The sequence below is a fragment of the Variovorax sp. GW823-FHT04B03 genome (genome assembly GCF_058796495.1).
Genome location: NZ_JBXAIT010000006.1, coordinates 555170 through 569020 on the forward strand (window position 1 = coordinate 555170; position 13851 = coordinate 569020).

At 68.1% G+C, this 13851-nt stretch carries 12 protein-coding genes; 1 reads left to right on the forward strand and 11 read right to left on the reverse strand.

The features are described 5' to 3' along the window. Nucleotides 1–224 precede the first annotated feature (224 nt). From AC1RAD_RS26595 to AC1RAD_RS26640, 10 genes are all read right to left on the reverse strand, one after another. Nucleotides 225–1886 (reverse strand): Na/Pi cotransporter family protein, encoded by a 1662-nt coding sequence (locus AC1RAD_RS26595; protein ID WP_492738054.1) that lies wholly within the window; start codon nucleotides 1884–1886, stop codon nucleotides 225–227. A 73-nt stretch (nucleotides 1887–1959) separates the two neighbouring features. Further along, nucleotides 1960–2820: a phosphodiesterase gene (locus AC1RAD_RS26600; RefSeq protein WP_492738056.1), complete on the reverse strand. Its 861-nt coding sequence runs from the start codon at nucleotides 2818–2820 to the stop codon at nucleotides 1960–1962. After that, a complete protein-coding gene (locus tag AC1RAD_RS26605) occupies nucleotides 2817–3890 on the reverse strand; it encodes an ABC transporter ATP-binding protein (RefSeq protein ID WP_070062132.1) in 1074 nt (357 codons plus the stop codon). Before AC1RAD_RS26605 ends, AC1RAD_RS26600 begins: the two co-directional genes overlap by 4 nt. Next, entirely contained in the window at nucleotides 3880–4680 is an 801-nt protein-coding gene (locus AC1RAD_RS26610) for an ABC transporter permease (RefSeq protein WP_062480906.1), read from the reverse strand. The genes AC1RAD_RS26605 and AC1RAD_RS26610 overlap by 11 nt, the downstream gene beginning before the upstream one ends. Nucleotides 4681–4682: 2 nt before the next feature. Then, nucleotides 4683–5519 (reverse strand): ABC transporter permease, encoded by an 837-nt coding sequence (locus AC1RAD_RS26615; RefSeq protein WP_492738058.1) that lies wholly within the window; start codon nucleotides 5517–5519, stop codon nucleotides 4683–4685. 16 nt (nucleotides 5520–5535) lie between these two features. Then, a complete protein-coding gene (locus tag AC1RAD_RS26620) occupies nucleotides 5536–6549 on the reverse strand; it encodes an ABC transporter substrate-binding protein (RefSeq protein WP_095746558.1) in 1014 nt (337 codons plus the stop codon). A gap of 28 nt (nucleotides 6550–6577) precedes the next feature. Further along, the gene (locus AC1RAD_RS26625) at nucleotides 6578–7597 is read right to left on the reverse strand and encodes a LacI family DNA-binding transcriptional regulator (RefSeq protein ID WP_492738060.1); all 1020 of its coding nucleotides are present in this window, start codon (nucleotides 7595–7597) and stop codon (nucleotides 6578–6580) included. Between the two features lie 163 nt (nucleotides 7598–7760). Beyond that, on the reverse strand, nucleotides 7761–8276 hold the full coding sequence (lspA, locus tag AC1RAD_RS26630) for a signal peptidase II (protein WP_062480914.1): 516 nt from the start codon (nucleotides 8274–8276) through the stop codon (nucleotides 7761–7763). Then, nucleotides 8276–11125 carry an isoleucine--tRNA ligase gene (gene ileS / locus AC1RAD_RS26635; protein WP_492738062.1) on the reverse strand — a complete coding sequence of 950 codons (2850 nt, stop codon included), beginning with the start codon at nucleotides 11123–11125 and terminating at the stop codon, nucleotides 8276–8278. Before ileS ends, lspA begins: the two co-directional genes overlap by 1 nt. A 125-nt stretch (nucleotides 11126–11250) precedes the next feature. Continuing rightward, the gene (locus tag AC1RAD_RS26640; RefSeq protein WP_307694915.1) at nucleotides 11251–12288 is read right to left on the reverse strand and encodes a bifunctional riboflavin kinase/FAD synthetase; all 1038 of its coding nucleotides are present in this window, start codon (nucleotides 12286–12288) and stop codon (nucleotides 11251–11253) included. Between the two features lie 165 nt (nucleotides 12289–12453). On the opposite strand from AC1RAD_RS26640, the gene AC1RAD_RS26645 reads away from it, so the two are divergent. After that, on the forward strand, nucleotides 12454–13014 hold the full coding sequence (locus tag AC1RAD_RS26645; RefSeq protein ID WP_062480919.1) for an HNH endonuclease: 561 nt from the start codon (nucleotides 12454–12456) through the stop codon (nucleotides 13012–13014). Between the two features lie 46 nt (nucleotides 13015–13060). Here the strand turns inward: AC1RAD_RS26645 and AC1RAD_RS26650 are convergent, their stop codons facing one another. Further along, nucleotides 13061–13846, reverse strand: coding sequence for an enoyl-CoA hydratase (locus tag AC1RAD_RS26650; protein ID WP_487849072.1), 786 nt, complete (start codon nucleotides 13844–13846; stop codon nucleotides 13061–13063). Nucleotides 13847–13851: the final 5 nt, after the last annotated feature.

A 13851-nucleotide genomic window follows, 5' to 3' on the forward strand; every position in this document is an offset into this window, starting at 1 on the left:
GTATGCGCCGAGGAGCGCAGCGTTTCGCGGATCAGGGCTCGCCCTTGTTTGAGCGAAGCGAGTTTGGGCGAGACCCCGCGAAACGTGAGCACCGCAGGTTGCCCGCAGCGAAGCGGAGGGACGCAGACAGCAGGGTCGCCTTTTCTTTGCTTACTTTCTTTTGGCGAAGCAAAAGAAAGTGAGTCGCCCGCCGGGGCGAGACCCGGCCTCGGGAAACAAAACGATCAGCCTTCGATTTTCCCGAGCCGAGATTCACGAAGCCGGCTCGGCGCCAAGGCCCCGGCAGATTCAAGAATCGGATAAGCAATCGAACAGATATGCGAATTGATCCGCTTCAAATCACTGATCAGATCAATGTGCAGCGAACTCGTCTCGATGCTCAAAGTAGTCCGATCCGACAACCGATCCAGATGGGTTGTTGCATAGGCCCGCTCCAGATCGCGGAACCGCGCCTTCTCTTCAAGCAGCTTCTGCGCGTCACGAACATTGCCGTTCAGGAACACGCTCATGCTCAACCGCAGATTGGCAACCAGCCGCTGATGCAACTCGACGATCTCCGCCATCCCCGCAGCTGAAAAGTTGCGCTGCGGCTTGATCTTCTTGTCCTCGATATCAATGATCACCCGCTCGATGATGTCCCCGATCTGCTCCATGTTGATCGTGAAGCTGATGATGTCCGTCCAGCGCCGGCTTTCCTCCTCGCCCAGCGCCTCGCGCGAGATGCGCGTCATGTAGTACTTGATCGCCGAGTACAGCTCGTCCACCGTGTCATCGAGTTGCCGCAGCTCCTGCGCCAGCCGCAGGTCGTTGTTGCGGATCACGTCGAGCGTGCCGATGAGCATCGTCTCCACGATGTCCGCCTGGTGCAGCGCCTCGCGCGCCGCGTTCGAAATGGCCAGCGAAGGCGTCGACAGCGCCGAAGGATCGAGGTGGTGCGGCCGGCTCGTGCCCACGGGCTGCGGCGGCACGGGCAGCATGCGCGTCACCAGCTTGGCGACCCACTGCGTGAGACCGATGAAGCCGATGCTGATCACGATGTTGAAGGCCAGGTGGAACAGCACCACGCCGTGCGTCTGGTTCGGCAGCTGCGGCTGCACGTAGCGCACCCACAGCCCCACGAACGGCGTGACCAGCGCCACGCCCAGCGCCTTGAACAGCAGGTTGCCCACCGTCACCTGCCGCACCGACACCGCCGAGCGCGCGGTGGTCAGCACCGCCAGCAGGCCGCTGCCCAGGTTGGCGCCGAGCACCAGGCCCAACGCCACGTCGAGCGGCACCACGTTCGAGCTCGCCATGGCCGCCACCAGCAGCACCACCGCCAGGCTCGAGTACGCCACGATGGCCAGCGCGGCACCGAGCGTGATCTCCAGCAGCACATCGCTGGTGATGGACGCCAGCAGCGCCCGCACGGCCGGCGACGAGAACAGCGGCTCGGTGGCCGCGACCACCAGCTGCAGCGCCAGCAGCATCAGCCCCAGCCCGATCAGCACCCGCCCCACGCGCCCCGCCACGGTGGCCGAGCGCGTGATGAACAGCACCACCCCCACGAAGATGAACATCGGCGAGAGCCACGAGAGGTCGGCCGAGAAGAGCACCGAGATCAGCGCCGTGCCCACGTCGGCGCCCCGCATCACCGCCAGCGCGGCCGGCAGCGTGACCAGGCCCTGCCCCACGAAGGAGGAGGTCATGAGCGAGGTGGCCGTGCTCGACTGCACGAGCGCCGTGACGCCGATGCCCGAGAGCGCGGCCGTGAAGCGGTTGCGCATGCTCTGCACGAGGATCTTGCGCAGGTTGGCGCCGAAGACGCGCAGCACGCCGGTGCGCACGAGGTGCGTGCCCCACACCAGCAGGGCGACGGCCGCAAGCAGATTCAGAAGGTGCTTCATGGAGGGCGGGGTCTGACCTTTCTCTTGTTTTCGTTTTGATTCGTTTCAGCCCCATTTTCCACAAGTAGACGCTTCAGTCGATCAGGGCTCCGTTCTCGTGGAAAGGATAAGGCCCTTCGAAGCTGCCGGAGGCCGCCAGGTGGGTGACGAGCCGGCGCCCGGCCGCGGACCAGGCGTGCACCCGGAACGAAGGCGGCTCCAGCGTCCAGGCCGAGGCAGCGTCGGGCGCGAGGTCGAGGCAGACCTGGTGCGCCTGCGCCGGCGAGGTCGAGGCGATGGTGCCGCCGAAGCGCACGTCGATGGCGCGGTGCAGGTGGCCGCAGATCACGCGCTCGACGTTCGTGTAGCGGCGCAGCAGGGCCTCGAGCGCGTCGGCGCCTTCGAGCAGGCCGATCTCGTCCATGTGGCCGATCAGCGTCGCGAAGGGCGGGTGGTGCATGGCGACCACCACGGGCTCGTGGCGGCAGGCGTCGAGCTGGGCTTCGAGCCAGGCCAGGCGTTTGTCGCACAGCGTGCCGTGGCTGGCGCCGGGCACGCAGGTGTCGAGCGTGAGCAGCCGCAGGTCGCCGACGCGCACCGAGTACTGGACGAAGCCGTGCGTGTCGGCGCCCGTGCCCAGGTAGGCGTGGCCGGGGAAGCTGCGGCGCAGCTGGTCGCGGTCGTCGTGGTTGCCGGGCAGCAGGTAGACGGGCATCGTCAGCGGCGCGAGCAGGGCGGCCAGGTGCTCGTACTCGGCGGCGCGGCCGAAGTCGGTCAGGTCGCCGGTGATCACGACCGCGTCGGGCGGCTGGCGCAGCGCGAGCACCGACTGCACGGCGCGCGCGAGGTAGGGCGCGGTGTCGATGCGGCCATAGGCCAGCCGGCCGGGCTCGCGGATGTGCAGGTCGGTCAGCTGGACCAGGAAGGTGTTGGGGGTCGTTGTCGTCGTGGTCATGCGCGGGTTTCCTGCGAGGTCATCAGGCGGTCGGCCGGGATGCGCAGGCCCACCGCGTCGCCCGGTCCGAAGGGGTTGTCGCGGCCCACGTCGGCCACCAGCACGGGCTGGTCCTGCAGGCGCAGGTGCAGCTGCACGCGGTCGCCGAGGAAGGTGCGGCGTTCGACCGTGGCGCGGCCCCAGCCGGGCGCCTCGCCGGGCGGGGGCGCGCCGACCTCGATGTCTTCGGGCCGCACCAGCAGCGTCGCATGCTGCTGCCAGGGTGCGGGGCAGGGCAGCGACGACCCTCCGAGTCGGACAACGCCCTGTGCGATGGCGTCGGCCGCGCGCTCCAGCCGGTTGACCCGGCCCAGGAACTCGGCCACGAAGGGGTGCGCGGGCGCGCGGTACAGGTCTTCGCCGCGCCCCACCTGCACGATGCGCCCGGCGCGCATCACCGCGAGCCGGTCGGCGATGGCCAGCGCCTCCTGCTGGTCGTGCGTGACGTGGATGGCCGTGATGTGCAGGCGGCGCAGCAGCTCGGCCAGTTCGTCGCGCAGCGATTCCTTGAGCTTGGCGTCGAGCGCGGCCAGCGGCTCGTCGAGCAGCAGCACGCGCGGGCGCACGGCCACGGCGCGCGCCAGGGCCACGCGCTGGCGCTGGCCGCCCGAGAGTTCGGCGGGGCGTTTGTTCTCCAGGCCGCCCAGGCGCACGAGGTCGACCAGTTCGCCCACGGCGCGTTTCTCTTCCTCGGGCGACACGCCGCGGATGCGCAGGCCGTAGCCGATGTTGGCCGCCACCGTCATCTGCGGAAAGAGGGCGTAGCTCTGGAACACCATGCCCACGCCGCGGTGCTCGACCGGGCGCTGCGTGACGTCCTGGTCGCCGAAGACGATGCGGCTGCCGTCGTCGGGTGCTTCCAGCCCGGCGATGAGACGCAGCAGCGTGGTCTTGCCGCAACCCGAGGGGCCGAGCAGCGCGAGCACTTCGCCGGCCTCGACCTTGAGGTTGGTGGGCTGCAAGCCGCGCGTGCCATCGGCATACGTCTTTGCGCAGTTCGAAATGTCGACGGGGATGCGTTCAAGTTCCATGGCGTTTCTGCATCAGGTTGGCAAGGTACTGCAGGCCCCACAGCACCGGAAGAATGACGGCGAAAAAGACCAGCGTGTAGGCCGATCCGATCTCGATGCGCATCGAGGCGTAGCTGTCGGCCAGGCCCACGGGCAGCGTGCGCGTGAGCGGCGTGTGCAGCATCCAGGTGAGGTTGAATTCGCCCACCGACAGCGTGAACACCATCAGGCTGCCGGCCACGATGGCGGGGAACACGGCCGGCACCAGGATGCCCATGAAGCGCTGGCGGAAGTTCGCGCCCAGCGAGCGCGCGGCCTCTTCGAGCGCGAGCAGGTCGTCGCGCTGGAAGGCCGAGCTCACGGTGCGCACCATGAAGGGCAGCGTGAAGACGATGTGGCCCACGAGGATGAAGGCGAAGCTCTGGCGGAAGGCCGTGAGCTGGCCGTAGGCGAGGATGAGCGCGAGCGCCGTCGCCAGGCCCGGCACCGCGACCGGCAAGGTCAGCAGCTCCTCGAAGATGCGCGCCGCGCGCGAGCGGCTGCGCGCCAGCGTGTAGGCGCAGGGCACGCCGATCAGCACGGTGCACACGACGCAGGCCACGGCCAGCGCGAGCGACCAGCCGACGGTGCCGCCGTAGTTCTCCCACACCTCGCCCAGCCAGCGCAGCGTGAGGCCGCTCTTGAGGCCCGCGCTGTAGTTGTTGACGAGGCCGGCCATCACCGACAGCAGCATCGGCGCGATCATGAAGAGGCTCACGATCACCGTGATGGCGAGCAGGAACGGGGCGCGGGGTTGCGAAGGGGTCTTCATCATCATCGGGCGACCGGGTTGGCGCCGAAGCGGCGCGCCACGAAGAGCACCAGCCAGGTCACGACACCCAGCGAGATCGACAGCGACGCGGCGAGCGCGAAGTTGGCGTAGTTGGTGAACTCGTTGTAGATGGTGATGGGGATCACCTCGAACTTGCTGGCCAGCGTGAAGGCCGTGCCGAAGGCGCCCATCGAGGTGGCGAACAGGATGGCGCCGCAGGCCAGCGTGGTGGGCGCGAGCTCGGGCATCCACACGTCGCGCGCCACGCGCAGCTTCGAGGCGCCGAGCGAGCGCGCGGCTTCCTCGAGTTGCGTGTTCATCGACTCGGCCGCCGCGGCATAGGTGGCGATGGCGCGCGGCAGCGAGAAATACAGGTACGCCAGGAAGAGGCCGAGCAGGCCGTAGGCGAAGGTGATGCGCTCGCCGACCAGCGCGTCGCTCAGGTCGGCCACCACGCCCTGGCGCCCGCCCAGCAGGATCACGAAGAAGCCGATGATCACGCCCGGGAACGACAGCGGCAGCGTGAGCAGCGACAGCAGCATGCGCTTGCCCGGGAAGGCATGGCGCGCGAGGTAGATGCCCACCGCCGCGCCCAGCACCAGCGTGGCCAGCGTCACCGCCACCGACAGCGCGACGGTGTTGGCCATGCTTTGCAGGTAGCGTGCATCGGTCAGCACCGCGAAGTAGGTGGCGGCGCCCTTGTCGGCCGGCAGCGCGAGCAGGCGCACCACCGGCAGCAGCCAGAAGGCCGCGAAGAAGACGGCCGCCGGCGCGACGCAGGCCAGCAATCGCCAGCGCGGGTTCCAGGCGTTGGAGGAGGTGGTGCTGCTGCGTGTCATCGCGCGCGGCGCCGGATCAGCGCACTTCCTTCAGGTACTGGTCGGAGAAGGCGCGCTGCGCGTCGGCCATGCGGGCGTAGTCGACGGTTTTTGCACGCGCGTAGTCGCTGGCGGGCAGGAACTGCGCCTCGATCTCCTTGGGCATGGCGCTGGCGCGCACCGGGCGCAGGTAGGCCTTGGCCCAGATCGCCTGGCCTTCGTCGGACAGCGTGAAGTCGAGCACCTTCTTCGCATCGGCCGCGTGCGGCGCCTTGGCGACCAGGCTCATCACGTAGGGCACGGCCAGCGTGCCTTCGCTGGGGATGACGAAGGCGACGTTGGCCTTGTCCTTGTACTTGGCGCGGTAGGCGTTGAAGTCGTAGTCGAGCAGGATCGCGATCTCGCCCGACAGCACGCGCGCGTACGAGGTCTGCTTGGGCACGATGGGCTCGTTCTTCTGCAGCGCCTTGAAGTAGTCGATGGCCGGCTTGAAGTTGTCGAGCGTGCCGCCGCGTGCCTGGTTCACGGCCACGGCGCCCACGTAGCCCACGAAGGCCGAGGCGGGGTCGAGATAACCGATGAGGCCCTTGTATTCGGGCTTGAGCAGGTCGGCCCACGACTTGGGCACCGGCTTGCCCTTGAGCGCGTCGACGTTGACCATGAAGCCGAGCGTGCCCGAGTGGATGGTGAACCAGTTGCCGGCCGGGTCCTTCAGGCCGTCGGGAATGTCTTTCCAGGCGGCCGGCTTGTAGGGCTCGACCACGCCGTCTTTCGCGGCCTGCACCGCGAAGGTCACGCCGAGGTAGGTGACGTCGGCCACGGGGCTGGCCTTTTCGGCGACCAGCTGCGCGAGCGACTGGCCCGAGTTCTTGTTGTCGGCCGGCACGGTGATGCCGGTCTTGGCCTTGATGGCCTTGAGCTGGGTGCCCCAGTCGGCCCATTCGGTCGGGCAGTTGTAGCAGATGGCGGTCTGGGCCATGGCGCCGCCAGCGGCGACGAGGGCGGCGGCCAGCACGCCGAGGCGGGCGAGGCGGTGAAAGCGAAGGGACATGGAAGAACTCCTGGGAGGGGTGGTGAGGTCAGGACAGTGCGGCGTCGTTGTCTTCGCGCGCATTCGCGCACGACTCGCCGTCTCGGAAGGCATGGGGCAGCAGCAGGCTCGCGTCGGCCTGCAGCGCGCGGCCGCCGGCGATCGCCTGCGCCAGCAGCTCGACGCTGTGGCGGCCGATGTCGCTGTTGGGCTGCGCGACGGTGGTGAGCGCGGGCGTGAGGTCTTCGCCGAGCGCGATGCCGTCGAAGCCGACCACGCTGAGGTCGTCGGGCACCACCAGGCCGCTCAAATGCGCGGCGCGGATGCTGCGGATGGCGAGCAGGTCGTTCGAGCAGACCAGCGCTGTGGGGCGGCGGTGCGGGCGCAACTCGGCGCACAGCGCATCGACGGCGGTCTCGACGAAGGGCACTTCGACGAGCGGCGGCGCCGCGAGGCCGGCCTCGGCCATGCCGCGCTGGTAGCCGCGGTAGCGCTGCTGCGCGCGGTCCGACGCGGCCAGCGTGCCGCTGACCATCGCGATGCGCCGGTGGCCCAGCAGCACGAGCCGCGTGACCGCATCGGCCACCGCGCCTTCGCTGTCGACCGACACGCAGGGATGGTCGGCGTGCCGGTTGTAGGCCAGCACGTAGGGCACGCCGGCGGCCTGCAGGCGCTGCAGCGCGGCCGAGGTGGACGGGTTCGACACCACGAGGATCAGCCCGTCGACGTTGCCCGCCAGCAGCAGCTGGACGGCACGCTCTTCCTCGTCGAGCCGGTAGCCCGTGGTGACCGGCAGGATCGCGTAGCCGCCCGCGACGGCCGCGCGCGCGATGCCCTGCAGGCATTCGGCAAAGGTCGGGTTCAGCAGCGTGGGCAGCACCACGCCGAGCGTGCGGCTGCGCTGGGTGCGCAAGGTGCGGGCGCTGGCGTTGGGCAGGTAGTTGAGCTCGCGCGCCACCCGCTCCACCAGCTCGCGCGTGGCCGGCGTCACCTTGTCGGGGAAATTGAAGGCGCGCGAGACCGTGGCCACGGAGACCCCGGCCTGGGCGGCTACTGCTTGGATGCTCATCGTGCGGGGTCCGTGGTGGGGTTCATGTAATCGATTACATTGGACCGGCGCAGTATGACTTCGCGATGACAGGACAGGGAAGTGGGGAGAACCCCGGGGCCGCTGGCGCAGCACGCGGCCCAAAGAAAAAGGGGCCCGTGGGCCCCTTTGGTCGAGAACTGGCTTACTTGCCCCGGCGCACCCGCCGGATCTCGTCGACGATCAGGCAGATCGCCCCGAGCGTGATGGCGCTGTCCGCCGCGTTGAACGCCGGGAAGTACCAGTTGCCCCAGTGGAAGCTCAGGAAGTCGACCACGTAGCCGTGCATCATGCGGTCGACCACGTTGCCGATGGCGCCGCCCAGAATGCAGGCCATCGCGAACGAGAAGAGCTTCTGGCCCGCGTGCGACCGCAGCATCCAGACGATGAAGATCGCCGCCGCCACGCCGATGGCCGTGAAGAACCAGCGCTGCCAGCCCGAATGGTCGGCGAGGAACGAGAAGGCGGCGCCCGTGTTGTGCGCGCGCACGACGTTGAAGAAGCTCGTCACGTAGGTCGCGTCACCGAGCTTGTAGTAGCCCAGGATCAGCGTCTTGGTGAACTGGTCGATGATCACGATGATCGTCGCCAGCCCGAGCCAGGGCCAGATGCTGGCGCCGCGCGAACGCGAGGCCGACGAGGCGGAACGTGCGGTCGCCATCAGGCCACGCTGCGCGATTCGCCCGCGCCGAACAGGTTGCTCGTGCAGCGGCCGCAGATGGTCGGGTGCGCCGGGTCGTGGCCCACGTCCTCGCGGTAGTGCCAGCAGCGTTCGCACTTCTGTGCGGTGCTGGGCGTGACCACGGTCGACAGCGTGTCGCCCGCCGCCAGCGCCACGGCCGAGGCGATGAACACGAACTTCAGGTCGTCGCCCAGCGAGCCCAGCAGCGCGAGGTCGTCGGCCGGCGCGTTCAGCTGCAGGTTGGCCTGCAGCGACGAGCCGACCTTGCCTTCGGCGCGCACCGCCTCGATGTCCTTGTTGACGCCGTCGCGGATCTCGCGGATGCGGCCCCACTTGGCGAGCAGTGCCTCGTCGGGCGCGGCGAACTGGCTGTAGGTCTGCGTGAAGATCGACTCGCCCGGCTTGCCGGTGCCCACGATCTTCCAGGCCTCTTCGGCCGTGAAGCTCAGGAACGGCGCCATCCAGCGCAGCATGGCTTGCGAGATGTGCCACAGCGCGGTCTGTGCGCTGCGGCGCGCGAGCGAGCCCGGGGCCGTCGTGTAGAGGCGGTCCTTCAGGATGTCGAGGTAGAAGCCGCCCAGGTCTTCCGAGCAGTAGATCTGCAGCTTGGCCACCACCGGATGGAACTCGTACACCTGGTAGTGCGCGAGGATCTCGGCCTGGAACTGCGCCGCGCGCGACAGCGCGTAGCGGTCGATCTCGAACAGCTGGTCGAGCGGCACCGCGTCTTTCGCGATGTCGAAGTCGCTGGTGTTCGCGAGCAGGAAGCGCAGCGTGTTGCGGATGCGGCGGTAGGCGTCGACGACGCGCGCGAGGATCTTGTCGTCGCCCGCGATGTCGCCCGAGTAGTCGCTCGCGGCCACCCACAGGCGGATGATTTCCGAGCCCAGCTTGTTGCTGATTTCCTGCGGGTCGATGCCGTTCTTGAGCGACTTGCTCATCTTGATGCCCTTGGCATCCACCGTGAAGCCGTGCGTGAGCAGGCCCTTGTACGGTGCGCGGTCTTCCAGCATGCAGGCGATCAGCAGCGACGAGTGGAACCACCCGCGGTGCTGGTCGTGGCCTTCGAGGTACAGGTCGGCCTCGGGCCCGGTCTCGTGGTGCACGTTGGGGTGCGTGCCGCGCAGCACGTGCGAGAAGGTCGAGCCCGAGTCGAACCACACCTCGAGGATGTCGGTGCTCTTGGTGTAGCTCGGTGCGTCTGCGGCGCCCAGGATGTCTTCGACCGTGACGCGGCTCCAGGCCTCGATGCCGCCCTTCTCGACGATGTCGGCGGCCTGGTCGAGGATTTCCATGGTGCGCGGGTGCAGCTCGCCCGAATCCTTGTGCAGGAAGAACGGGATCGGCACGCCCCAGCTGCGCTGGCGGCTGATGCACCAGTCGGGCCGGCCGGCGATCATGTCGTGCAGGCGGGCCTTGCCGTTCTCGGGGTAGAAGCTGGTCTGTTCGATGGCGTCGAGCGCGGTCTGGCGCAGCGTCTTGGGCGCCTTGTCCTTGGTGAACACGCCTTCGCCTTCGTCCATGCGCACGAACCACTGGGCCGCCGCGCGGTAGATCACCGGCGTCTTGTGGCGCCAGCAGTGCGGGTAGCTGTGGGTGATGGTCTCGGTGGTCAGCAGCCGGTTGGCGTCGCGCAGCGCGGCGATGATGACCGGCACGGCCTTCCAGATGTTCTGGCCGCCGAAGAGCGGGAAGTCGGGCGCGTAGCTGCCGTTGCCCTGCACCGGGTTCAGGATGTCGTCGTACGCCACGCCGTGGGCGATGCAGGAGTTGAAGTCGTCCACGCCGTAGGCAGGCGACGAGTGCACGAGGCCGGTGCCGTCGGTGGCGGTGGCGTAGTCGGCCAGGTACACGGGCGACAGGCGCTGGTAGCCCGCGTCGACGTCGTACAGCGGGTGCTCGAACTCGAGCCCGCCGAGCGCCTCGCCCTTGACCGTGGCCAGCACCTTGCCGTCGAGCGCGTAGCGCGTCATGCACATCTCGACCAGCGAGTTGGCCAGGATCAGCAGGCCGCGCTCGGTATCGACCAGCGAGTACTCGAGCTCGGGGTTGAGGTTGATCGCCTGGTTGGCGGGGATGGTCCACGCGGTGGTGGTCCAGATCACGGCAAAGATGTCGCCCAGGATCGTGTGGTCGGTGCCGAAGGCCTTGAGCACCTTCTCGCGCTCGTGCGCCTTGAAGGCCACGTCGATGGTCTGGCTCTTCTTGTCGGCGTACTCGATCTCGAACTCGGCCAGCGAGGAACCGCAGTCGAAGCACCAGTACACGGGCTTGAGGCCCCGGTACACGAAGCCGCGCTCGATCACGCGCTTGAACGCGCGCAGCTCGCCGGCTTCGTTGGCGAAGTCCATCGTCTTGTAGGGATGGTCCCATTCGCCCAGCACGCCCAGGCGCTGGAAGTCGACCATCTGCTGGGCGATCTGCTCGGTGGCGTAGGCGCGGCTCTTGGCCTGCATCTCGTCGCGGCTCAGGTTGCGGCCGAACTGCTTTTCGATGGCGTTTTCGATCGGCAGGCCGTGGCAGTCCCAGCCGGGCACGTACAGCGCGTCGAAGCCTTCGAGCTGGCGCGCCTTGGTGATCATGTCCTTGAGGATCTTGTTCACCGCGTGGCCCATGTGGATCTGGCCGTTGGCGTACGGCGGGCCGTCGTGCAGGATGAACTTGGGCGCGCCGTGGCGGGCGTCGCGCAGGCGGTGGTAGCGGCCTTCGTCGTTCCATTCCTTCACCCAGCCCGGTTCGCGCTTGGGCAGGTCGCCGCGCATCGGGAAGGGGGTGTCGGGCAGGTTCAGCGTGGAACGGTAATCTTTGGGGGAAGCAGCGTCAGACATGGTGGGGTGCGGCGAAACAGAGGGGCTTCGACAGGCTCAGCCCGAACTGCATTGAGCGGTCGGTGCGGAAGATATAGCCGTTCGCCCTGAGCTTGTCGAAGGGCGGCAGCACGGGGCGTGCAGGGCTAAATTCGATCGCGCGTGGTCTGGCGATGGGTCTCGGCGTGGGTCGATGCGAAGAACGCGCGTGCGTCGCGGCCATCCTTCGCGATGCCCGCAGTGAGGGCTTCGAGGCTGGTGTAGCGCAATTCGTCGTGCAGTTTGTGCAGGAGTTCCACGCGCACGATTTTACCGTAGGCCCCTTCGGCCCCCAGATGCGAGGGCCACTCCAGGCAATGCGTCTCCAGCAGCACGCGCCCGGCGTTGACGTCGTTGGCGTCCAGCGAGGGCCGCACGCCGAGGTTCGCGACACCCGGCAGCGGCTGGTCGGCCAGGCCGTGCACCAGCACCGCGAAGATGCCGCTGGCGGCCGGTTTCCAGTGCTTGAAGCGCAGGTTGAGGGTGCGAAAGCCGTCGTCCTTGCCCGGCGACGAAGCGCCCAGCGCCCGGCCCAGCTTGCGGCCGTGGACCACGTGGCCCGAGATCGTGTACGGGCGCCCCAGCAGCGTGTGGGCATCGGCCATGCGGCCTTCGGCCAGCGCCTCGCGCACGGCCGAGCTGGACACCCGCAGGCCGTGCACCTCGTAGCTGTTCATGCGCGCGACGTCGAAACCGTGGGTTTCACCGGCCGCATCGAGCATGGCGTAGTCGCCGGCACGTTTGGCGCCGAAGCGGAAGTCGTCGCCCACCAGCACGTAGCGCGCGCCCAGGCCGTCGATCAGCACGTTCTGGATGAAGGCCTCGGGCGACTGGGACGCCAGCCGGCCATCGAAGGGCAGCACGATGGTCTGGTCCACGCCGCAGGCCGCCAGTTCGGTCAGCTTGTCGCGCAGCGTGCCGATGCGGGCCGGGGCCAGGTCGGGTTTCTTGGTGACGGCGGCGAAGTAGTCGCGCGGGTGCGGCTCGAAGGTCAGCACGCAGCTGGGCAGCCCGCGATGGCGGGCCTCGGTCTGCAACAGCGCCAGCATGGCCTGGTGGCCGCGGTGGACGCCGTCGAAATTGCCGATCGTGAGGGCGCAGGCCGGAGCTACGCCCGGGTGTCGGAAGCCGCGGAAAACCTGCATGGGAGAGTATCTTTTTGATAGCGCCTGATGCCCGTCGTATGGGCAAATCAGGCCGATTTGTCACAAAGCCGGTATATTGTGACGCAGTGGGTGGGTTGGCGTGAGTCGCCAACGCATTCCGAGTCTCTGGTCTCTGCGTGTTTTTCTCGTTTCGAGGAGGCGTGTGTGAAGGTCTTGAAGCTGTCGGCCCAAGGGCTGCCCCAGTCATGGATATCGCTGGAACAGGCGGTGATCCACTACGCAGCGGACGAAGTCCGCTGGGAAGTGGGCGCGCAGGTGGCCGTGTTCCGTGGCGGCCACAACGCGATCACGGGCGAGCAGTCGCAGATCGCGATCAACAGCATCATCGGCACCAAGGGCGTGCCGCGCATCAATCCCTTCGCGCAGCGCCCGGGCCTGACCAACAGCAAGCTGTTCTCGCGCGACCGCAACATCTGCGCCTATTGCGGCGGCCATTTCCACGAAGACGAACTCACGCGCGAGCACATCATTCCGTTCGCGCAGCGCGGCATCGACACCTGGATGAACGTGGTCACGGCCTGCAAGCCCTGCAACCACCGCAAGAGCAGCCGCACGCCCGAGCAGGCGAACATGCCGCTGCTGTACGCGCCCTATGTGCCCAGCCTGTGGGAAGACTTCATCCTGCGCAACCGCCGCATCCTGGCGGACCAGATGGAGTTTTTGATGGCGCACCTGCCGCAGTCGTCCCGGTTGCACGACATCTGACACCCGACGCGCAAGAAAAAAGGAGGCCTCGGCCTCCTTTTTTCTTTCAGCCCTTCCAGGCCGGCGGCCGCTTCTCGATGAAGGCCTGCACGCCTTCCAGCGCGCTCTCGTCCATCATGTTGCAGGCCATGGTCCGGCTGGCGTCGGCCAGCGCGGCCTCGATGCCGGTCTCGAGCTGGCGATAGAACAGCGCCTTGCCCAGCGCGAGCGCCGTGCGGGGCTTGGCGACGATGCTGGCGACCAGTGCCTCGACGGCGGCATCGAGCGCTTCGGGCGGCGCGACCCGGTTGACCAGGCCTTTTTCGCGCGCTTCCTCGGCGCCGATGAATTCGCCCGTCACCAGCATCTCGAAGGCTTCCTTGCGTCCCAGGTTGCGCGACAGCGTGACGCCGGGCGTGGCGCAAAAGAGGCCGACGTTGACGCCGCTGACCGCAAAGCGCGCGTCGCTGGCGGCCACCGCCAGATCGCAGACCGCCACCAGCTGGCAGCCCGCCGCGGTCGCGATGCCGTGGACACGCGCGATCACCGGTACGGGCAGCCGCTGGATCGACAGCATCATCGCGCCGCACCGGTCGAACAGCTGCTGGTAGTAGCCGAGCGACGGCTCGGCGCGCATCTCCTTCAGGTCGTGGCCCGCGCAGAAGGCCTTGCCCGCCGCGGCGATGACGACGGCGCGCACCGTGTCATCGGCGGCGATGGTGCCGAGCGCCTGCTCGAGCGCGCCCAGCATGCCCTCGGACAGCGCATTGAAGGCGGCGGGGCGGTTCAGCGTGAGCGTGACCACGCCGCGCGCGTCACGCGCCGTCAGGACAAAGGGGACGGTGTCGTTCATGGCCG

What these genes read in the sequence shown, in the direction of transcription:
- AC1RAD_RS26595 (WP_492738054.1), bottom strand. Translation starts at nt 1,886, where the DNA reads ATGAAGCACCTTCTGAATCTGCTTGCGGCCGTCGCCCTGCTGGTGTGG.
- AC1RAD_RS26600 (WP_492738056.1), bottom strand. Translation starts at nt 2,820, where the DNA reads ATGACCACGACGACAACGACCCCCAACACCTTCCTGGTCCAGCTGACC.
- AC1RAD_RS26605 (WP_070062132.1), bottom strand. Translation starts at nt 3,890, where the DNA reads ATGGAACTTGAACGCATCCCCGTCGACATTTCGAACTGCGCAAAGACG.
- AC1RAD_RS26610 (WP_062480906.1), bottom strand. Translation starts at nt 4,680, where the DNA reads ATGAAGACCCCTTCGCAACCCCGCGCCCCGTTCCTGCTCGCCATCACG.
- AC1RAD_RS26615 (WP_492738058.1), bottom strand. Translation starts at nt 5,519, where the DNA reads ATGACACGCAGCAGCACCACCTCCTCCAACGCCTGGAACCCGCGCTGG.
- AC1RAD_RS26620 (WP_095746558.1), bottom strand. Translation starts at nt 6,549, where the DNA reads ATGTCCCTTCGCTTTCACCGCCTCGCCCGCCTCGGCGTGCTGGCCGCC.
- AC1RAD_RS26625 (WP_492738060.1), bottom strand. Translation starts at nt 7,597, where the DNA reads ATGAGCATCCAAGCAGTAGCCGCCCAGGCCGGGGTCTCCGTGGCCACG.
- lspA (WP_062480914.1), bottom strand. Translation starts at nt 8,276, where the DNA reads ATGGCGACCGCACGTTCCGCCTCGTCGGCCTCGCGTTCGCGCGGCGCC.
- ileS (WP_492738062.1), bottom strand. Translation starts at nt 11,125, where the DNA reads ATGTCTGACGCTGCTTCCCCCAAAGATTACCGTTCCACGCTGAACCTG.
- AC1RAD_RS26640 (WP_307694915.1), bottom strand. Translation starts at nt 12,288, where the DNA reads ATGCAGGTTTTCCGCGGCTTCCGACACCCGGGCGTAGCTCCGGCCTGC.
- AC1RAD_RS26650 (WP_487849072.1), bottom strand. Translation starts at nt 13,846, where the DNA reads ATGAACGACACCGTCCCCTTTGTCCTGACGGCGCGTGACGCGCGCGGC.